General features: G+C 65.5%; 18 protein-coding genes, 1 tRNA gene and 1 pseudogene. 14 read left to right on the plus strand and 6 right to left on the minus strand.

Translation table 11 applies throughout. From position 1 onward, the window contains the following. Positions 1–108: 108 nt before the first annotated feature. Entirely contained in the window at positions 109–567 is a 459-nt protein-coding gene (locus tag B9A95_RS17195; RefSeq protein WP_139806846.1) for a GNAT family N-acetyltransferase, read from the minus strand. 277 nt (positions 568–844) lie between these two features. Between B9A95_RS17195 and B9A95_RS35525 the strand changes: the two genes are divergently transcribed. The 9 genes from B9A95_RS35525 to mutL all read left to right on the plus strand — a co-directional run bounded on the left by B9A95_RS35525 (position 845) and on the right by mutL (position 11,629). Beyond that, the gene (locus tag B9A95_RS35525; RefSeq protein ID WP_245808351.1) at positions 845–1,288 is read left to right on the plus strand and encodes a hypothetical protein; all 444 of its coding nucleotides are present in this window, start codon (positions 845–847) and stop codon (positions 1,286–1,288) included. Between the two features lie 2 nt (positions 1,289–1,290). Then, entirely contained in the window at positions 1,291–2,229 is a 939-nt protein-coding gene (locus B9A95_RS17200) for an RNA-guided endonuclease InsQ/TnpB family protein (protein ID WP_245808352.1), read from the plus strand. Positions 2,230–2,535: 306 nt separating this feature from the next. Continuing rightward, on the plus strand, positions 2,536–2,793 hold the full coding sequence (locus B9A95_RS17205; RefSeq protein WP_084048418.1) for a hypothetical protein: 258 nt from the start codon (positions 2,536–2,538) through the stop codon (positions 2,791–2,793). Next, entirely contained in the window at positions 2,784–3,101 is a 318-nt protein-coding gene (locus tag B9A95_RS17210; RefSeq protein WP_084048419.1) for a hypothetical protein, read from the plus strand. Before B9A95_RS17205 ends, B9A95_RS17210 begins: the two co-directional genes overlap by 10 nt. A 1,117-nt stretch (positions 3,102–4,218) precedes the next feature. After that, complete coding sequence (locus B9A95_RS17215; RefSeq protein ID WP_084048420.1) at positions 4,219–4,680, plus strand: hypothetical protein; 462 nt, start codon at positions 4,219–4,221, stop codon at positions 4,678–4,680. A 262-nt stretch (positions 4,681–4,942) separates the two neighbouring features. Further along, positions 4,943–5,587, plus strand: a complete 645-nt coding sequence (locus tag B9A95_RS17220) for a glycoside hydrolase family 19 protein (RefSeq protein WP_170928685.1) — start codon at positions 4,943–4,945, stop codon at positions 5,585–5,587. Between the two features lie 123 nt (positions 5,588–5,710). Beyond that, on the plus strand, positions 5,711–6,031 hold the full coding sequence (locus tag B9A95_RS17225) for a hypothetical protein (protein ID WP_084048421.1): 321 nt from the start codon (positions 5,711–5,713) through the stop codon (positions 6,029–6,031). 1,400 nt (positions 6,032–7,431) lie between these two features. Continuing rightward, on the plus strand, positions 7,432–9,909 hold the full coding sequence (gene mutS / locus B9A95_RS17230; RefSeq protein ID WP_084048422.1) for a DNA mismatch repair protein MutS: 2,478 nt from the start codon (positions 7,432–7,434) through the stop codon (positions 9,907–9,909). Positions 9,910–9,982: 73 nt separating this feature from the next. Continuing rightward, entirely contained in the window at positions 9,983–11,629 is a 1,647-nt protein-coding gene (mutL, locus tag B9A95_RS17235) for a DNA mismatch repair endonuclease MutL (protein WP_084048423.1), read from the plus strand. A 568-nt stretch (positions 11,630–12,197) separates the two neighbouring features. Here mutL and B9A95_RS37215 read toward each other — a convergent pair. Beyond that, positions 12,198–12,323 (minus strand): annotated as a pseudogene (locus B9A95_RS37215) (winged helix-turn-helix transcriptional regulator); the annotation flags it as partial. Positions 12,324–12,689: 366 nt separating this feature from the next. On the opposite strand from B9A95_RS37215, the gene B9A95_RS17240 reads away from it, so the two are divergent. Further along, a complete protein-coding gene (locus tag B9A95_RS17240) occupies positions 12,690–12,926 on the plus strand; it encodes a YybH family protein (protein WP_084048424.1) in 237 nt (78 codons plus the stop codon). Between the two features lie 445 nt (positions 12,927–13,371). Here the strand turns inward: B9A95_RS17240 and B9A95_RS17245 are convergent, their stop codons facing one another. Beyond that, the gene (locus B9A95_RS17245; RefSeq protein WP_084048425.1) at positions 13,372–13,575 is read right to left on the minus strand and encodes a hypothetical protein; all 204 of its coding nucleotides are present in this window, start codon (positions 13,573–13,575) and stop codon (positions 13,372–13,374) included. Between the two features lie 173 nt (positions 13,576–13,748). Further along, positions 13,749–13,958 (minus strand): hypothetical protein, encoded by a 210-nt coding sequence (locus B9A95_RS17250; protein ID WP_084048426.1) that lies wholly within the window; start codon positions 13,956–13,958, stop codon positions 13,749–13,751. Positions 13,959–14,179: 221 nt separating this feature from the next. Here B9A95_RS17250 and gltX point away from each other — a divergent pair, with 221 nt between their 5' ends. Next, entirely contained in the window at positions 14,180–15,619 is a 1,440-nt protein-coding gene (gene gltX, locus B9A95_RS17255) for a glutamate--tRNA ligase (RefSeq protein WP_084050795.1), read from the plus strand. Between the two features lie 825 nt (positions 15,620–16,444). Here the strand turns inward: gltX and B9A95_RS32420 are convergent. Beyond that, positions 16,445–16,852: a hypothetical protein gene (locus tag B9A95_RS32420; protein ID WP_139806848.1), complete on the minus strand. Its 408-nt coding sequence runs from the start codon at positions 16,850–16,852 to the stop codon at positions 16,445–16,447. A 99-nt stretch (positions 16,853–16,951) separates the two neighbouring features. On the opposite strand from B9A95_RS32420, the gene B9A95_RS17265 reads away from it, so the two are divergent. Together B9A95_RS17265 and B9A95_RS17270 are read left to right on the plus strand one after the other, a co-directional pair. Continuing rightward, positions 16,952–17,371: a cobalamin B12-binding domain-containing protein gene (locus tag B9A95_RS17265; protein ID WP_084048428.1), complete on the plus strand. Its 420-nt coding sequence runs from the start codon at positions 16,952–16,954 to the stop codon at positions 17,369–17,371. 16 nt (positions 17,372–17,387) lie between these two features. Further along, positions 17,388–18,545 (plus strand): MFS transporter, encoded by a 1,158-nt coding sequence (locus B9A95_RS17270; protein WP_245808353.1) that lies wholly within the window; start codon positions 17,388–17,390, stop codon positions 18,543–18,545. A gap of 51 nt (positions 18,546–18,596) precedes the next feature. Here B9A95_RS17270 and B9A95_RS17275 read toward each other — a convergent pair. Next, positions 18,597–18,686 (minus strand) — tRNA-Ser (locus tag B9A95_RS17275). A 431-nt stretch (positions 18,687–19,117) separates the two neighbouring features. Between B9A95_RS17275 and B9A95_RS33860 the strand changes: the two genes are divergently transcribed. After that, positions 19,118–19,261: a hypothetical protein gene (locus tag B9A95_RS33860; RefSeq protein ID WP_170928686.1), complete on the plus strand. Its 144-nt coding sequence runs from the start codon at positions 19,118–19,120 to the stop codon at positions 19,259–19,261. The last annotated feature ends 79 nt before the right edge of the window (positions 19,262–19,340 follow it).

Here is a 19,340-nt window from a genome sequence, read left to right on the forward strand (position 1 = left end):
ATCGTGCAGTACGTGGAAGCGCCCGCGTTCGCGGTGGGGGACAGCGCACCCTCCGCCGAGGCGGCCGTCATGAACTTCGTGGAAGAGGTGCGAGGGGCCGCTGTGACGTCAATCCAAGCGGCGTACCAAAGCAATGTGGTCCTCTTGAAAACCAGCACGTTCGTAGAAGCTGCGGGCCCGCGTGTTGTACCAGGAGGTCTTCAGCATGATCTCCACGGCCCCTTTGTCCTTGGCCCATTGTTCGATGGACTGCATCAAAAACTGGCCGACACCCAGTCCTTCGGCGCGCTCACTCACCGCCAGATCCTTGATGAAAGCGCTGCGCGCCTTGGGATCCCAGTACAGCAGGGTGAAACCTACCGGCTGACCCTCAGGGTTTTGCGCGATCAACACAGCCGAGCCTTCTTCAGGCTCATGAATTGCGCCTGTAAACAGCCCTTCATACCCCGCTGTCATCTCGGCTTGATCTCGCCAAGCTGGGGCAGTGGCCGTAAGGCGGGGAGCCAGGCTGAGCATGAACGGCAGGTCATCGGGGGTGGCTTCGCGAAGAGTCAACTGAGTTATCACTCCCAGAGTCTATGGAGAGAGGGGTGACGTGGAGATGACGCACCCGCAGCCATGGCGTAGGCACGGGAGCACCCTGAAAGCAGTCGGGGCGTACCTCTCGCGCATCCCCGATGCGGCTGTCCGGGAGGCCACTCGGGCCCGCCTGGGAATGAACAGCACCAACGGTGAGGCTGTGTTTGATCCGAGCCCAGCCCCTCACAAATCGCGCAAAACCCACCCTCAACTCCAGCAATACGTCCACCTTTGACGGCAGGGTGGCCGCGACTTCAGTCGTGGGGTGAATGCCGTCTCGCCCGAAGGGCGACTGAAGCCGAAGCTCCTTGAATGTGTCCACTTGAGAGGACATCCTTTCTCTGAGGAGATCACGCTGACGGCCAAGCTCAAGTTGAACTGCACCCCGCAGCAGAAAGCTGCTCTGGATGCGTTCAGCTTGAGTTACCGCGACGCGCTGAACCACACCGCCAAAGTGGCTTATGAGATGGGTAAATCCTCCAATGCCTCAAAGATCCAGCAGGAGGTCGACACCCACCTGCGCGAACGTTTTGGGTTGAAGGCGCAGTCTGCTCGCTCGGTTCCCCGTCGGGTCGGAGCTTTCTTCAAGCAGCTCTTGACCAAGTTCAAAGACCACCAGAAAAAGCAGACGTTTCGTGTCGAAGCGGGTCTGAAGCCGAGGAGGTTTAAGGGCTTTGACGCGCCCCCAAGCACGTCTCCCGCTTCCTGACCATGTTCTACAAGAAGGACTACTCCTTCAAGAAGGGGCAGCAGGTCAGTGTGGACACCCTGGACAAGCGCATTGTGATCCCCCACGAGGGCTACGCCAAGCATCTGGAATACATCCAGAACGGCGCGGAAATCGGGTCGGGGACGCTGTGGTACGACAAGCGTAAAAAGCAGTATTCGCTGCTGGTTGCCTTGACGATCACGGTCCCTGATCCGCAGCCCACCGATCACAAGCGGGTGATCGGGGTGGATGTCGGTCAGCGGTATCACGCCGTCGCCACCGACACCCGCAGCAACGCCGCTTTCTTCTCCGGCAAGGCGGCCCGGCAGAAGAAGGACCACTTCGCCCGCCTCCGTAAGAAGTTGCAGCGTCAAGGCATCCGGAGCGCCACACGGCGTCTTATCGCCCTTTCGGGACGGGAAAGACGGTTCATCGCTGCCCACAACCACAAGCTCGCCAATGACATTCTCGCCCGCTTCCCCCAGGCCCTGATCGGGTTGGAGGATTTGCGGAAGATCTGTGAACGCACCGAGGGGCGTCGCAACAAGGACGCCTCCAAGAAGTCGCGTAAGAACAAGCGCCGCCGCAGTCAGTGGAGCTTTGCCGAACTGCAAGCCTTCATTGACGACAAGGCCCCGCTGGCGATCAAGGTGGACGCCAACTACACGTCTCAGGCGTGTACGTCCTGCGGTCACACCTCGAAGGCCAACAGGCCGAACGCGGGGTTGATGTTCAGGTGTGAGAGTTGCGGATACGAGGTTCATTCGGACCTGCTTGGCGGGAGAAATATCGCGTTAAGAACGTTGGTCGTCCGGCAGGACTGGGCGGCTACGGGGTGCTTATCAACCACCCCTGATGTGTCGTGCAGCGAAGTCAAAGCGGCTCGCCTTTCGAGGTACGCCGAACTGCGGTGGAGCACAGACACAAACCCGTCACTTTAGTGATAGGTCGTTGATTTGAGTCTGGGTGTGCAGTCGGTTCCCTGACCTTTGCGCTGCCCTATTAACAACACCCCGCTTCGGTGGGGTCTTTCATTGTCCCCAGGAGGTGAACAATGGCCGCCCCAAAACGGGACAACGCCCGCGCCCTGGTGGACGCCGCTCTCCTTGGGAACGCGTAAGCTTGCCAGCGTCACAGGATTGCGCTCAAGACGCTGCAGAACTGCCGCGAGCTGCTCGGCAGTGATGGCCCTTTTATGCCGACGAATTCAACCTCACCCTGACCGGCGTCATTCGCAAACAGGGGAGATGATCCGGGGACTGGAAGGCAGCGCCGCCGAGAACATCAGCGCGGTGACCGGCGCGATCAAGGCCCTGTCGGAGATCGCCATCACCCGGGATGTGCTGGCGACTGGAGGGGGGATCGGCGATGCTGGTGACACGCAGCGGCGCGTCGCCCGGACCCAACCGCGTAAACCAGTGGTTACCAGAGGGCAGACCACCCGGCGACGCTGGCTCCTCACCGCCCGCCTGAACCAACTCCTGGCGGCTGGTTCGTGCGGCTGATCCTCGCCGGACGTGGCTTCGGGAAAACCCGCACAGGGGCCAAGACGATCGCCCAGTTGGTGCGCGAGACACCCTGGGGCCGCCTCGCCCTGGTGGCGCAGACCTTCGCCGGCGCCCGCGACACGGTGGGAGGAGAGTCAGGGCTGCTCAGCGTGTTCGGCGAGAGCGGGCTGCGCGGCGGGTCAGTCGACACCAGCTGGAACCGAAGTTTCAGGGAGCTGTACCCGCGCAACGGCGCGAAGTTCAAGGGCTTCAGCAGCGAGAAGCCCCGAAGCCTACGGCCCGCAGCACCATGGCGCTTGGGGTGATGAGCCAGCCCTCTGGAACGATGCTGACCAGTGCACGGCAGGCGACACCACTTGGACGAACCTGCTGTTCGGCCTGCGCCTCGGCAAGAACCCCAGGGTGGTGCTGACCGGCACGCCCCGGCCAGTGCGCCCGGTGCGTGCGAAGAAGGATGCGTGGACGGTGCTGATCAGCGGCAGCACCAACGACAACCTGTTCGAGACGTTTAGAGCCTTTGTCCGAATGGCGCCGCGTGTGGAAAGGCACCCCTCACGGCGCCATTCTCCCCAACGTTCATTCAAGTTCGCTCGCTGGGCTCGGTCAAGAAGAGGTCCTCTTTTTGACAAAACTCTAAGCGTAGCGTCATCAGTCAGTACGAAGGCGCAAGACTCGGTAGGCAGGAGCTTGAGGGCGTCCTGCGGGAAGACACGCTCGGCGCACTGGACCTAAAAAATGGCCAACAGGGAAGGCGCGGCAGGTCATTGGGGTGGCCGCTGCAGTTCCGGTACCTGAGGAGCAGGCTCCGTTCGCCACGTTCGCCAATGCAGCGGCGGCAATGCCGGGCCAGGGGTTTACGCTGGTAGACGATGCCTCGGGGACCTTGGGACTGTACTGGACGTTCCTGAACGGCACCGTGAAGGAGTGGATGGCGACTGAGGCGGCCGGGAGGCGTGGCACCACAGAATCCTGGCCTCTGCCCTGGGTTTTGCTCGGGACCGCGCACGGGCGTGAGGGTATCTGGAAAACGGGCCTCACGCCAGACAACGGCACGTTGGGGTTCCTTATTTTCCCGCTTGCGCAGCAGCAGGCGGGCACGTTCCACTTCGACACGTGGGGCAGCAGTGAAGCGAACGACGATTTGAACACCGGCCTCCGGGCCGCGGATGGCACGCGGATTCAGACGATCCATAACAGTCAGCGCAGCGGCATAGATTCCGCGTGGGTGAGCAATGCGTTTGACGTGACGCCGACAGCCGCAGAGATCCGCGTCTGGTACACGAAGGACAGCGCTGGCATCGGTGGCGGGGATGCCTGTGATGTTGACCCGGCGAGCTTCGTGTTCACCCCCTCTGACCCCTGCACGTTCTGCCCCCACCGTCCCCGCGCGGGGGGTTCTTGCTGCCGGGAGAGAGGAGGGCCATGTCTGGAAAAAACCTCGCCCGCACCGTGCCGCCACTGCTGCTCGTCACCGCCACCGCCCTCTTCGGCGTTGTCGCGCAAATCGGCGTCACCCTCGCCCTCGCGCGCCGGAGGCAGTTCCTGGACTTCATCCTGCTGAGCCTCGTGTTTTCTGGCGGGTCCACCGTCCTGCTGAGCGAACTGGCGCGCAAGAAGCCCACGGTGGTGGCCACCATCGGGGCCATGCTCGGCGCGGTGCGGCCGCTGAGCACGCTGCGCGTGGATCTGAAGGCGGTGGCGGGCAAATACGGTAGCGAGATCAACCCGGCCGAACTGGAGGCGCTGCGGGCCAAGGCGGAAGCCAAAACGCAGGAACTTGGAACACTCTGGCAACAGCCCGTTATCGGCTCCCTTGTGCCGCTCACCTGGATACTGCCGGGTGGGCGATGCCCACGGTGTTGTGGAGCAGCCAGGCGTACATGACTGCGAGGGGCGCACGCTGGCCCGCCATGTACGCCTGGCTGTTCAAGACTTTCGGGGGACCTGCACCGCTGGGTACTTTCTGCTCAGCCTCCTGTGGCGCAGGCCTACCGCCGTCATGAAGTTTGATGTACAGCCGCAACATTGCTGGGGGCGTAGTAACGTTTGCCCTGTTCCTCGAAGCCGTGTGACGCATCAAGGAAGCCAAGAAGAAGCAGGTCTGGTCCTCCGTTGTGGCGGACGTGCCCTTTCTAAAGGAGGAGTCGTGATCACCCCTGACTTGTTGTGGGCTGTGCGGACTGACCTCGATGTCACCTCAGCGCAGACCACCGCACTCAAACTCGCCGCGGCGGCCCTGCGCTTTGACATCTCCTCTCGGCTGCGCGTGGCCCACTGGCTGGCCCAACTCGCCCATGAGTCGGGGTTCCGCCCAGTGGCCGAGAACCTGAACTACACCGCGCAACGACTCGCTGAGGTCTGGCCGTATCGGTACGCGGTAGACCCTCACGCTGCGCCGAAAGCGCCCAACACCTTGGCCCGGCGGCTTGCTGACGCGGGCCCAGCCGCCATCGCCAACAACTGCTACGCGGGGCGCAACGGGAACGGCCCCGAGGCCAGCGGCGACGGTTACCGCTTCCGGGGGCGGGGCTTGATTCAGACCACAGGGCGAGCCAATTACCGCAGGTCCGGGCGGGAGATCGGCTTTGACCTGGAGGGCCAGCCGGACCTGCTGCTGCAGTACGGGGTGGCCGCGCTCGATGCGGCAGCCTACTGGCGGCGACGCGGGCTCAACGAGGCGGCGGACCGGGATGATCTGAGCGCCGTCACGCGCGGGGTGAATGGGCGTCTGAACGGGCTACAGGAACGCGCCGTGTATCTGCAGCGGGCCAAGAAGGCCCTTGGAATCTAGGCCCGCCCGTCAACCGCGGGTTGACGCCACCAACCCGCACACTGGCCCTCGCCGAAGCGGGCGCTCGCCCTGACGGCTGCCCCGAGCCATACCAGCACGCCCGCCGCACAGCCTCAGGTAAACGTGCGGACCGACTGGACGACCACCCACCTGCCTGGTCTGACCGGCAAGGTGCTGGCCCTCGCCAATCCACCCTTTGCGTGGACTGAGGTGACGGACCTCATCGGCGGCACTGTGAAGGCCGCTCAGGACCTGAAGGGCCGCCTCGCAGGCAAGGACCGGAAGACGGTGGTGAAAGTGGGCGTGCGCCACCTGGGAACCGAGTACGCCCGGCCGCGCCTCGGCTTGTTCAATCTGCCGCTTGAACACTACTCCTGTTCACGTCTAAACCGACTTAAAGAAGAGTATCCAAATTTTATTCTTTTTGGACAAAGGTTCAACTGATAGTACAGGGTCCTGCTAAAATGTATATCCAGTCTATCTCCCTAAACTACCAATTGGAAGATTGGCGATCTCTAATTGCTACTCTGCCGTTGGCTTCTTTTTTTGTGGGTCAAAGTAGCTCGCTCCAACGGAATTCGCCATCCAAAGCCCTCATATATAAGTCGGAATTATTATCTATACTAGATTTATAATCCTGCAGAATTCTTGTGCTTCTGGCTTGGTGGATGGTTATTTTTGCCATAGTTCACCCGGATAGAAATCCTTCAATGTCGCTTACCTAAGACTGTTTCAATAAGAAGAGCCTGCTGGGAAAGGTGTGGACGAGGCGGAGTGTGATCCTGGGCTGGGCACTTGAGGCGAAGCACCTGCGGCTTCATTGGCCAGAGTTTTTCTCGGTGAGTGATGCGTCCAGCACCCATCGGGCAGCGCAACCGCATCTGAGACCGTGGCCTGCAGCATGAACACCCGAGTTGATTTGAGTAGCGCGGCGTCCGTTGTCATCTTCCTGGCGGCTGGCCTCGTTCTGGCCCAAGGCGTATGCAGCGGGCGGCGAAGTCTAGGTCTACCGGGCGCCCTGGGCGTCCTTGGGGCTGCGCTTCTGGCGGGAGGGCTGCTACTCCTATCGGTACAGACAGGTTTGGCCAGTCCAGTGGGCAGGGGAGCCGCAGCATTTGTGACCCCATTCATCCCCTATTTCCTGGCAGGTCGTTTGAATATGATTGGCAGTTTTCTCCCTGTATATGGGGCTGTGAATTGGATGGAAGTCATACGGAATGAGGCCCGGTCCAGTTAAGGGTCAGGCCAGGTCTGGGTTTCATCTGTGGGCCCTGCGGGTCGGTTTTAAGGTGCATCTTGCCTCCAGAACGCCGTTGTGAAGGGAAAACCTTGAGCGTCGGTTCTTTGTGATCTCGTTTGCAGCCGCTTGGGCACTGGGTGGGCCGCCTGCGCTTCAACGGCACCGGCAATCGCTGGGAAGCGTTGCTCGGCCTGCAGTGAGGGCTGCAAGGCAGGGCCTGCGTACATCGCCCGGCGTCTCCGGCTTCCACCCGTCGAGCCGAAGCTCCTGGGCCCGAGCCTCCACCACCTCAAACTCCACATCCGGGTATGCCTCGCCCATCATTGGCCCCAGTCCCTCTTGCGGGAAGGCCAGAAGCCTGCCTGCCTTCCCCGTCCGCAGCCGCGTGGTCTTTGGACCGTTCGGTACTGTGACAGGTGCGGGAGGAACAAAGCGGCTGAGGATTCTTTTGTTTGCGGCGTACCTGTAATGGGGGAGGGCCTATGGGCTGCAAGGTGTCCTATCGCGCCTTCCCACCCTCGAATCCCGCTATCTTTACGCTGTGCCCAGAACCCAAGTCCCCCAAAGCGTCCTGAAGGGTACGGGTCACGGCCCGCTGCCGCCGATGCTGGAGCAGTATGTCCGGCTGCGGGACGAGGTGGAGGAGATGCTTCCGAACACCCTCTTGCTGTTTCAATGTGGTGATTTTTACGAAACCTTCGGCGAAGACGCTGAGCGCGCCGCCCGCCTGCTGGGCATCGCCCTCACCCACAAGAGCAGCAAGGACTTCTCTACGCCCATGGCTGGAGTCCCCATCCGCACGCTGGACGCCAATGTGGAGCGCTTGCTCGCGGCAGGTGTGCGTGTGGCTGTGGCGGACCAGATTGAGGAAGCCGGCTCGGGCCTGGTGGACCGCAAGGTCACCCAACTGCTGACCCCCGGGACCGTGACCGAGGAGCGCCTGCTCACCGCCGACGAGAACTACCTCGGGGCGGTGGCGACGGGAGACGGCTACGCCCTCGCGCTGCTGGACGTGTCCACCGGTGAATTCCGGTGCGCTGCCTTTCACACCCGCACGTCCCTGTACGACGAACTGGCCCGTCACCGCGCCCGCGAGGTGCTGCTCGCCCCAGAACTCTCCGGCAACCCGGCCCTGCTGGCCGATTTCCAGTCGCGCTTTCCAGTGATGCTCTCGCCCGCCAATTTCGACCTGACGGCGGCGCGTGAGGAACTGACCAATACGCTGGGTGACGTGCCCGGCTCGCTGACGTCCACCGCGCTGGTCCGGGCATGCGGCGCTGTCCTGAGCTACGCGCGTCACACCCAGCAGGGCAAGCTGGAGATGGTGCGCCGGGTGGTACGTTTCGAGCCGGGGGCCCATATGCGGCTGCCCGAAGCGGCGGTACGGGCCCTGGAGGTCTTTCAGGCCCAGTCACCGCAGGGTGTGACGTTGATGGACGTGCTTTGCGAGACGCGGACGGCGGGCGGCCGACGCAGGCTCCGGGCTTGGCTGCGTGCTCCACTGCTCGACGAACTCAGCATTCGGGCCCGGCTGGATGCCGTCGAGACGCTCACGCGAACGGCCGATCTGCGCGGGGCCATTCGCGCCCTGCTGTACCGTGCGCACGATCTTGAGCGCCTGTCTGCCCGCGTCGCCACCCGCCGCGCCACCCCACGTGAGGTGGCGGCCCTGGCCCGCACGCTGGAACTCTTGCCCGAGGCCACCCGCCTGCTGGAGACCCACGATGGCCTGCTGGGCGGCATTCGTGGCCGCCTGGGGGCCCTACCCGACGTGGTGACCCTGGTCCGCGCCGCCCTGGTGGACGATCCGCCCATTCGCGCCGGCGAGGGCGGACTGATCCGCGACGGCTTTCACGGCGAACTTGATGGCCTGCGTTCTGAAGCCCTGGGTCACCGCGCCTGGCTGGCCGATCTGGAAACCACCGAGCGTGAGCGGACGGGCATCGGGAGCCTGAAGGTGGGCTTCAACAACGTCTTCGGCTATTACCTGGAGGTCACGGGGGCCCACCTGAGCAAGGTCCCCGCCGACTACCGCCAGATCGCCACGCTCAAGGACCGGGCCCGCTTTACCCGCCAGGATCTGCGTGAGCGTGAGCGTGAGATCGTGCGTCTGGAGACCGCGGCCCAGCGCCTCGAACTGGAGGTCTTTTCCGGGTTGCGTGATGGGCTGGCCGCCCACGCCGAAGCCTTGTCGGAGGCGGCCGGGGCGCTGGCGGAGCTGGACGTGCTGGCCGCCCTGGGCGAACTTGCGGTGAATTGCGGCTGGGTCCGCCCGCAGACCGTCACGGGAGACGCCCGGCTGGTGCAGGCCCGGCACCCCGTCGTGGAGCGGGCCACGGGTGGGCGCTTCGTGCCGAACGACGCCGAGCTCGCCGCTCACCGTCACCTGCTGCTCCTGACTGGGCCGAATATGGCGGGAAAGAGTACCTACCTCCGCACGGTGGCCCTCTGCGCGCTGCTGCATCAGGTGGGGTCCTTCGTGCCCGCCGATCACGCCGAGCTGCCCGTATACGACGCCATTCATACCCGCATCGGGGCCAGCGACGATCTGGCGGGTGGGCGGAGCACCTTTATGGTGGAAATGAGCGAACTGGCGGGCATCCTCCACGGCGTCACGCACCGCAGCCTCGTCATTCTGGACGAGGTGGGGCGCGGTACCTCCACCCTGGACGGCCTCGCCATTGCGCAGGCGGCGCTGGAACACCTGCACGGTACGCGGGCGCATACCCTGTTTGCCACCCACTATTTCGAACTGACGCGCCTGGAAGCCGAGTTCCCCGGCTTGATCAACCTCCACGTCGCCGCCGAGGAGGACGAAGCCGCAGGCGGCCTCACCTTCTACCACCAGGTCATTCCCGGTGCGGCGCGCCAGAGTTACGGCGTGGAGGTGGCCCGCCTCGCCGGACTGCCCGCCTCCGTAACAGCCCGCGCGGCCCAGCTCCTGACGGCGCTGAACGCCGGGGGCGACGACCGCAAGCTCACTCGCGAACTCGCCGCGCTGGACCTCGGGCGCTTGACGCCGCTTCAGGCGCTCGAGCTGCTGCACCGGTGGCAGCGTGAGGGACGAAAGGAGGAGGTCTGACCGCCTGAAGGTCTAACGGTCTGAAAGCGTGAAGCGTTTAGACCGTTAGACCGTTGACGGTCGGCCATCGCCCATGGCGATCCACCTCCTCCCCCCCCACGTCGCCCGCCTGATCGCGGCGGGTGAAGTCGTGTCGCGTCCGCTCGACGTGGTGCGCGAACTGGTGGAAAACGCGCTGGATGCGGGGGCCAGTCGCCTGGAGGTGGAGGTGGAGGGCGGCGGCCTGGGACTGATTCGCGTGCGGGACAACGGTTCGGGCATCGCGGCGGAGTCGGTGGCCCTCGCGCCCGTGCGGCACGCGACGAGCAAGCTCGAGCCGCATCCAGGGGCAGTTGAGCGCGTGACCACGCTGGGTTTCCGGGGTGAGGCGCTGTGGGCCGCCGCGCAGGCAGGTGAGCTGCACCTCGTCACCCGGCCTGCCGCGCAGGTGGGGGCGGCCGAAGTCGTGGCGGCGGGCGAGGACGTGCGGGTCCGGCGCACCTCCGCTCCGGCGGGCACCACTGTGGCTGTCCGGAACCTCTTTGCTCGGTTGCCCGCCCGGCTCCGCACGCAGGCGGCGCCCACCCTGGAGGTGCGCGACATCACCGCGCTCGTGGGCCGCTACGTGCTGCACCATCCGGAACTTCACTGGCGGCTGACCGTGGACGGCGAGACCCGCCTTGTCCATGCTCCTGCCGATCACCGGGGCGCAGTGGCCAGCGTGTACGGGCCGCTCAGCGCCAACCGGGTGTTGCGGGTGGAGGCCGAGGGCGTGCAGGGCGTTGTCTCCCGTCCGGAGTTGACCCGGGCGCGGCGGGACCGGATGCACTTCAGCGTGAATGGCCGCCCGGTCCTCGCGCCGTCCGAACTGGAAAAGGCCGTTATCGAGGGCTTTGCCGAATTGCTGCCCTCGGGTGTGGCCCCACTGTGCGTGTTGGACCTGAGCGTCGCGCCCGAGGACCACAACCCCAACGTTCACCCAGCCAAGCAGGTCGTCGCCCTTGCGGACCTACCGGGCGTCGCGGCGCGGGTGCGGAAAGCGGTGGCGCAGGCCCTCGCGGCCCATCCCCTCGCGCGGGTGGCCCCGGCCCTGATTGCCCCGCCCGAGGCGCAGACCACACCCAGGAGCGGGAGCTTCCCCACCCTCTCCCTCGTCGGCGTGTATCAGGAGCTGTACCTGCTCGCCCAGGGCGAGGGGGACCTGTGGATCGTGGACGCCCACGCTGCCCACGAGCGCGCTCTGTACGAGCGCCTGACCCGCGAACTCTCGGCCGCCCCACCCTTTGACCTGCCCGAACCCGAGTTGCTGCACCTGACGCCCGAACAACTGGCCCGCCTGCACGAGCGTGGCGCGGAGTTGCGCGCCTGGGGCCTCACCTTGGAGGATTTCGGCGCGGGGCTGGCGCGGCTGCGAACGGTTCCCGCCACGCTGGCGGCCCTCGCGGTGCCCCGGTTGCACGAGCAGATCGTGGAGGCGGCGCTCGGTGAGAGCTCTGATCCCCGGCGTGACGTGTTGGCCCGGCTGGCGTGTGCCCCGGCCCTAAAGGCCGGAATGCTGGACCTGGGAAGGGGAGGGGCCGTCCTCTCTGCCCTTTCCGCTTGCGATCAGCCCTGGTCCTGCCCGCACGGGCGGCCCACGGTGCTGCGCCTTTCAGAACGGGACCTCGCCCACGCCTTTGGCCGGCGGGGCGTGCGCGACGTGCCGCGCGGCCGAGACGAGGTGCGGGTGCGGGAAGGCTAGGTCTGGTCTGGGGCCTTCTGCCGATTCCGACTGTTGCGTTCATATGCCCGCGCTCTTCCCATGTGTGAACGCCATGCCCGCAACCGGTTTTGTTTCCACGCGCCCGCTGCGCCGTGGGCCAGTCCGCTCAGGTTGAATCGCTGGGTCAACGATTCAATTTGAAAGCCGGACAAAAGTCTACATACGCAGGGCCAGATCGGCGTTTTTTCGCCCTGTTACGACCTTCAAGCGGAACAGCCCCTGTAAGTTCGTGTCAGAGACGGTGAATTTTGCAGGCCCAGCCGGGCAGGTGTGCGTCGCCCGTTTACTGAAGGAACGGGTCTGCAACTGGAAAACACGCACCCATAAGGATTCCAGTTCATCTGTGATGGGATAACGGGTCAACCCAAGCGGAACGAGCAGGAAAAACGGTGACCCAGAAGCGTGGAACCACCGAAGCTGAGGGGAGGCAACGGATGATCCGGAAACTGTACCAGATGGCATTCCTCCGTTTAGAGGAATTTCCTCCGGCTTCCAATTCAAGTGGAACCTCTATCTTCCTTCGGCGGGGCGTGATGAACGGGCGGCATCAGCCCCACCGTAGCAGCGCTCCAGGCTCCGAGGTCGTCGAGAATCCTGCTGAGCCGTTGGCCGTGGGGGTCAGGGTATATTCCACCCGGGGAGGCACCTCCGGGTACATTGTCCGCTTCACGGCGCCGGACCGGACCGTTCCTGCGTGCGGAGGCGCTCGGTCAGCACCTTGGCCGTGCTTGGTACCGCGTCACGCGGGCTGCTCGCCTTCGGTATCCATTTGGAAAGGTCCTTTCGCTTTGGTGCGTTCTTCACGGGTCTCGCCCAGCAACGGTAGGGTCGACGCGGGCATTGCCCGTCCCATTGTCCACGCTCAGAAGGCAGGAACCATGAACGACACGGCGTGTACGGTATTCGCACCGCAGCGGATAAATCCGGCGTTTGCGCGCGCCTTTAACTCGCGCCGCGTTGAACATCTGCTGGCGCTGTACGGGCCCGAAGCCCAATCCGTGCGGCCAGACGGGCAGGTGGATCTGGGGATGGAGAGGCGTTGCGGGAGAACCTGCAGGGCCTGCAGGGCCTTGACGGTACGGTGACGGCGCGGAACATCCACGCGTTCGTCTCTGGAGACACCGCGCTGTTGCGGGCCCACTGGGAACTGACCACCACAGGGGCGGATGGTAAGCCGCTCCACCTGGAGGGCCACACCGCGGAGGTCGTGCAGCGTCAACCCGGGGGGCATTGGCTGTACGTCGTGGATCACCCCTTCGGCGCTGGTCCGCTGTAGGGCAGAGCGTCACCGGCGGCGCAGGTTTCTCGGCAACCCTGACCCCACTCCTCCCGTATGTAGACCTATGGAAAGCAAGCCGCAGGCGGCGCCCCCCCCCACATCCACCCCCGCCGTTTCCCCGGAATACGGCGTTCTGAGCCTACTTCTCCTGCCCATTGGCCTGTGGTGGCTGGGGCGCGCAGGCAAGAAGAAGGTCAGAGGCGAGTGAGTTCGCGCACCGCTTCCTGGGGGCAAAAGGGCACGTACAGAGGCCGCCAGCCAGGCAACGTCCCTTCCCACACCCGCTCCGTCATCTCGGACAGCGGAGACGCAGGACACCCCCGCGCGGCGAGGGCGGTGGCACCGGCTCTCTGCTGGGATCCCGCAAGCCTGGGGGCAGCTTTCACCCACGCCCCGGGCTGACCCACGCTGGCCAGCAGTTCACCGTCCGAGGCGCTCAGTGTCAGGCGTGCTTGGCCTCGGTCCAGAGCAGGGGCGCAAGCAGCTGCGGCAGCGTGCGCGAGAGCAGGGCCGTTACACGCGCCTCCTGATCCGCGCCGCTCGCCTTGACGTACACCGTTTCCCGGTCTGTCTCGGCCTGAAGTGCGGCCACCAGATCGAAGCTGGTAACGGTGGGGAGGTTCCCGGTGTCCGTTCGGCCCGTCACCCTGAGCGCCTTCCCCCAACACCTGCTCCGCCTCCTCTGGCCAGGCAGGGCGTTGCCACCTCCAAAGGTTGGGAATGGGGGTGGGACTTCGGCCTCTGCCCAGCGCAGCCCTTTGCGAACGTCCGTCCCGAGTGCCCGGAGATGCGGCGCCCATGCCAGGCGTCGTGCAGCGGTCAGGGCTGCAGGCCCCCACGCGAGCGGCGGCCTGCACGAGGCTCCCGCGTTGCTCCGGGGCCAGTGTCGGCCACCACCTTCTTCATCCGTCCCCCTGCTCCGGTGGCCTCGCTGGCGCGCACGAAGGCCAGCTCTCCCCGATACGTCTCGGTGAAGCCGCCCTCGCAAACGCTGCCCTGCCCCAACTGGCTGAGCAGCCTGACCGGCACTGGGCTCGCCCTGCTGGGGTCCAGGTCTGACGGGTTGGGAATGGCTGAATGCCGATGTAGACGGTAGGTGGCGCGGCAGTGGCAGGCGTGAATTGCGCGGACGCCACCCCGAACGGCAGAAGCAGGGCAGGCAGGAGGATCAGGCGGCTCATCCCCGCAGGCGAACGGCCCCCGCATCCCACCGCTGCCGCATGTGGCCGCGCCCCCGTATCCTGTGCTCCATGCCTGTCGTCACCCGCATCGCGCCCAGCCCCACTGGCGATCCCCACGTCGGGACCGCGTATATCGGCCTCTTCAACCACGCCCTTGCCCACCAGGCGCAGAGCAGGGGCGAGCAGGGCAAGTTCATCCTGCGCATTGAGGACACGGACCGCACCCGCTACGTGGAGAGCAGCGAAACGCGCATCTTCCAGATGATGCAGTGGCTGGGCCTGACCCCCGACGAGTCGCCGCTGCAAGGCGGCTCCAACGGCCCCTACCGTCAGAGCGAGAGATTTGACCTGTACGGTGAGTACGCCCGGCAACTCGTCTCATCCGGCCACGCCTATTACGCGTTCGAGACACCCGAGGAACTGACTGCCCTGCGTGAGGCAGCCCAGAAGGAAGGCCGCGTGATCGCCGTTCCGAGCCGCGGTCTGGACGCTGCTGAGGCACAGCGCCGGGTGGACGCAGGCGAGGCCGCCGTCATTCGCCTCAAGGTGCCCCGCGAGGGCGAGACAGTGGTGAACGATCTGCTCCGCAAGCCCATCGCTTTTCAGAACCGCGAGATCGACGACAAGGTGCTGCTCAAGGCCGACGGCTACCCCACCTACCACCTCGCAAATGTGGTCGACGACCGCCTGATGGGGGTAACGCACGTGGTCCGCGCCGAGGAATGGATCACCTCCACGCCCATCCACGTGCTGTTGTACCGCGCTTTCAGCTGGCCGGAGCCGGTGTTCGCCCACATGCCCCTCCTGCGCAACGCCGACAAATCCAAGATCAGCAAGCGCAAGAATCCCACCTCGGTGGAGTGGTATATGGAACAGGGCTACTTGCCGGAAGCGATGCTCAACTTCCTCGCCACCATGGGCTGGACCCACCCCGAGGGCCAGGAAATCTTCGGTCTCGACGAGTTCCAGCGCGTCTTCCGGCTGGAGGACGTGACCCTGGGTGGCCCCGTCTTCAGCCTCGATAAGCTCAAGTGGATGAACGGCAAGTACCTGCGCGAGGTGCTGGGCGAGGAGGAGGTCTCAAAGAGGCTCCACGCCTACCTGGCTGGGCAGAAGCGCGAGCTGCCCCTTGACGCGTACTTCCGCGCGGTGGTCCGCATGATGATTCCGCGCATGGACGTGTTCTCCGAATTTCTGGACAAGACGCCCTACTTCTGGTCCGAGGACTATCCCGTGAACGAGAAGGCGCAGAAGCTGGTCGAGGAAGGCCGCCCCTTCCTGGCGGAACTGGCCACCCGCCTCAAGAATCTGCCCTCGTTCGACCAAGTCGCGACGGACGCAGCCCTGCGTGCCTTTGCCGAGGAAAAGGGCCTCAAACCCGGCAAGGTGATGCAGCCCCTGCGCGCCGCCATCGCGGGGACCAGCGAGAGCCCCGGCATGTTTGAGATGCTCGAAGCCTTGGGGCGGGACCGTGTGGTGTCGCGCGTGGAGCGGGCAGCGCGGGGCTGAGGGCGCCAGGGGCAGAGGGCGTCACCGACGCATCGCTCTCGCTTCTCCCCGTTGACGCCTCGCCGCCCTGCGGCAGCTTCAGCACCTTGATCCGCCCACGCCCACTTTCGTCGACCATGGCCAGTTGGTCCAGTCCCAGGGCGAGGGTGGGCCAGCCGCGCTCACTGCCAAAGACGTTCCAGACGACCGGGTGGCGCTTTAGCGCATGTGTCAGAACGAGGACTTCTTTTTGACCGGGCCCGGCGGGCGAACTTGAATGGGCATGGGGAGAATGGTGCCGTGAGGGGTGCCCTTCCACGCACGGCGTCATTCGGACAAATGCTTTAGCCGTCCCAGGCGCTGCACGACGACCTGCCCGCTGTCGAAGGCCGCGTAGAGCGTGTTGTCCGGCTGGTCTTCAGGTCCGTGGCCTGCGTGCCGTGGAGGGCTGGACTTGGGCGAGCAGGAAGGCGGCGGCGGTGCGCCACCCGGCCACCCCGGTGGCCCCCTCGTTGGCCGCCACGAACTGACCGTCAGGGCTGAAGCTGGGGGATCGCCAGACTCCCGTTTGTTCGCCCGCTTCAGGTCTTGCACCCCCCGCCCTCCCCGTTCCACACCCGTACGGACCAGGACCCTGGTCCGTTCAGGCAATCTGGGGGCGGCGGCGAGACCTTGAGGCGGCGCGAGGGGGGTCCGGAGTCCACACCTTCACCGGACGCTTTCCGGTGGTGACGGCCACCAAGCCGCCATCCGGGCTGACGTGGAGACGCTGGAAGCGGACGGGAAGGGAACGCAGGAGCCGGCCACTGCGGGTGTCCCACCGGCGAAAGCCCGCTGTGTCCTGGGTCAGGAGAAACCGTCCCTCCGGGGTGAACTGCGGGTCAAAGGCGAACTCGGTGCCCTCTGGAGTCCCGCAAGACAGTCACTTTTCGGCCCCCCGTCACGTTCCACACGGCCACCTCGCAGCGTGGGAAATCCAGCTCCACCGCCACAACGCGGCCCCCGGGCGTGACCAGGGGGGCGCAGTTTGACGTTCTCGGAGAACTTCACGGCGTGTGCAGCGCCCTGGCTGAAAAAGACCGCCGCCGCACCGTCCGGGTCCACGGCGACGGTCTGCCGGGCATCCACGAAGAGGGCCGCCCAGGCATTCGGATGCCGCAGACTTTGCAACAGTGTGGCGGGCGCGGCCACCTGGGCAAAGGTTCGCAGAGTCGGCAAGACCGGCAGGAGCGCGCGTATGACGGTCCGGGTCACTTGTGGAGCTAAACAGCTGCTGAAAGCTGGGTGCTGACGGCTGAACGCGCCCTCACCGCGCTAACATGGCTCCAAACGCTCGTTAGGAGGACAGAAACTATGGAAGACCGCCGCATCAGGGTGCTGATCGCCAAACCCGGCATGGACGGCCACGACCGGGGCGCGAAGGTGGTGGCGCGGGCGCTGCGCGACGCGGGGATGGAAGTCGTGTATACGGGCCTGCGCCAGACTGCCGAGATGATCGTGAACGCCGCCATTCAGGAGGACGTGGACGCCATTGGCCTCAGCGTGCTGTCAGGCGCGCACATGCACTATTTCCGCGAGGTGGTGCGGCTGCTGCGCGAGCGGGACGCGGCGGACATCATCGTGTTTGGCGGCGGCATCATCCCCGATCAGGATCTGCCCAAGCTCGAAGAACTGGGCGTGGGCAAGGTCTTTACGCCCGGGGCCAGCACGGAGGACGCCGCCACGTACCTGAAAACCGCCGTTGCTGCGCGTTGGGCCGCCCAGGGTGCCTGAACCCGTTTCATTGGACGTGGGTCAGGCTTCGGCCGCCCTGCCCCTCGGCCGTCTCGCGCCGCTGTACGCCGCGCAGGCCCTCGCCACTGGAGCCACCACCGTCAGCACGGTCCTCGCCAGCCTGATCATGAGCAGTCTGGGCCGCGAGAGCCTCTCGGGGCTGCCCTCTACCCTCATCAGCACGTCAGCGGCGCTCTCGGCGGGCTTGTTTGGCGCGCTGATGCTGCGCTCGGGCCGTAAGCTGGGCCTGGGACTGGCCTTTACCCTGGGGGCGTGCGGTGCGGTGCTGGGCTTTCTGGGTGCGCGGGCGGCTGTGACGCCCCTCTTTCTCCTCGGCGCGTGCATGATGGGCGCGGCGCAGGGCGGCTACCAGCAGGCCCGCTACGCCGCCGCCGAAAGTGTGCCCGAGTCGCGTAGGGGCACGGCCCTGGGCGCCTTAATGCTGATGAGCGTGCTGGGCTCCTTCCTGATCACGGGCTTCTCGGGCGCGGTGGAGGGCCTGGGGACTCGCCTGGGAACGACGGCAGAGGTGGCCGGGTGGCTCGTTGGGGGCGGCCTGCTGGGTGTGGCCGCGCTGCTGATGGCGCTGTGGGTGCCCGTCATCCCAGTACAGGCGGGAGCGCGGGCTCGCCTTTCCGTCCGCGAGGCCTTCGCGCTGCCCGGCGTCCGCTCCACTGCGCTCGCGCTCGCTACCGCTCAGGGACTCATGGTCACGCTGATGAGCTTGACGCCTTTGCGGGCGCATCACCTGGGCATGGACCACGGGAGTGTGGCGGTGTTGATCTCGGGGCATATCGCGGGGATGTTCGGTTTCGGCTGGCTCACTGGGCCCCTCATTGACCGCCTGGGGTTGCGTGTGGGGTACGTGGGTGGCGCGGGACTGCTCGCCGCCGCTGCCCTGACCGCTCCGTTGTCGGGCGCGGCTCCGCTGGCGCTCAGCATGTTCCTGCTGGGTCTGGGGTGGAACCTCGCCTTCGTCACCGGCAGCAAGGCGATGGCGCGCACCCCCGCCGCTCAGGGCGTGACCGATGGACTGGGCTACGTCTCTGCGGGAGTTGGAACCCTGTTGGGCGGCGTGGTGATCGCCCACGTCGGTTTTCCCGCGCTGGCCCTCGCCTGCGCCGCGCTGGCGCTGCTCCCGCTGCTGAGCGCCTGGCGGGTGGCAAAGAGGTAGGAGCAAAGGCGAAGGGCCGCAGCATGATGTGCTGCGGCCCTTCGCCTTGTCTGGCGGAACGGGAGGGATTCGAACCCTCGATAGAGTTGCCCCTATACACGCTTTCCAGGCGTGCTCCTTCAACCACTCGGACACCGTTCCAGCGCAGAGCAGATTAGCGGACGAAGGCGGCCAGCGCAAGGGGCGGGGGCATCAGGGGGCCCTCAAAGGAAGTGGAGAGGGCCCGTTGGGGCGCTCCGCACTCAGAGATTCTGGCCACTGGGCTCGAAACAGTCTGGGGTCTATTTCTGGTCCGCTTGCACGCCCATTGTGCAAAAAGAGGACGCTTCCCTGCGCCGCGGGGCAGTATTTCACCACGAAGCTTTGAGGGTGTGGGGCAGGATTTCGGCGCTTCTTTATTTGGGCCGCAATGTGTTTGGGTGGCGCTTTTGGAAGGCCGAGCTTATCCGGGTGACGTCCTTTGGCCCATCTGCGCCTCCGCCAGCGGGCCGATGTACAGCGGGAGGGCAAAGGAGCATCGTGGGAACAACCGGAGGCGAGGACGCTGGGCCGGTGCAAAGGAGAAAATCACCGTGACCCACTACCAGAACGACCGCGCCCAAGACCTCCAGGCCGGGGCCCAGCACCGCCGCGAGGCCCGCGCCGCCCGTCAGGCCACCGCTGGAACCCTCCGCATGTCTCTCCTGACCTTCTGGCGTCAGGTCCGCGTCGGGTGAAAGTCCTGTGCACCACGGAGCAGCGCCCTTCCGGTTTAGAAGGGGCGCTGCACTTCATTCTGTTTGGGGTAGGGGAGGT

Origin of the sequence: Deinococcus hopiensis KR-140 (assembly GCF_900176165.1) — a bacterium.
GTDB lineage: Bacteria > Deinococcota > Deinococci > Deinococcales > Deinococcaceae > Deinococcus > Deinococcus hopiensis.

Excerpts from the sequence above, each read along its gene's own strand:
- B9A95_RS17200 (WP_245808352.1), top strand. The coding sequence starts at position 1,291 with ATGTTCTACAAGAAGGACTACTCCTTCAAGAAGGGGCAGCAGGTCAGT.
- B9A95_RS17205 (WP_084048418.1), top strand. The coding sequence starts at position 2,536 with ATGATCCGGGGACTGGAAGGCAGCGCCGCCGAGAACATCAGCGCGGTG.
- B9A95_RS17215 (WP_084048420.1), top strand. The coding sequence starts at position 4,219 with ATGTCTGGAAAAAACCTCGCCCGCACCGTGCCGCCACTGCTGCTCGTC.
- mutS (WP_084048422.1), top strand. The coding sequence starts at position 7,432 with ATGCTGGAGCAGTATGTCCGGCTGCGGGACGAGGTGGAGGAGATGCTT.
- mutL (WP_084048423.1), top strand. The coding sequence starts at position 9,983 with ATGGCGATCCACCTCCTCCCCCCCCACGTCGCCCGCCTGATCGCGGCG.
- gltX (WP_084050795.1), top strand. The coding sequence starts at position 14,180 with ATGCCTGTCGTCACCCGCATCGCGCCCAGCCCCACTGGCGATCCCCAC.
- B9A95_RS17265 (WP_084048428.1), top strand. The coding sequence starts at position 16,952 with ATGGAAGACCGCCGCATCAGGGTGCTGATCGCCAAACCCGGCATGGAC.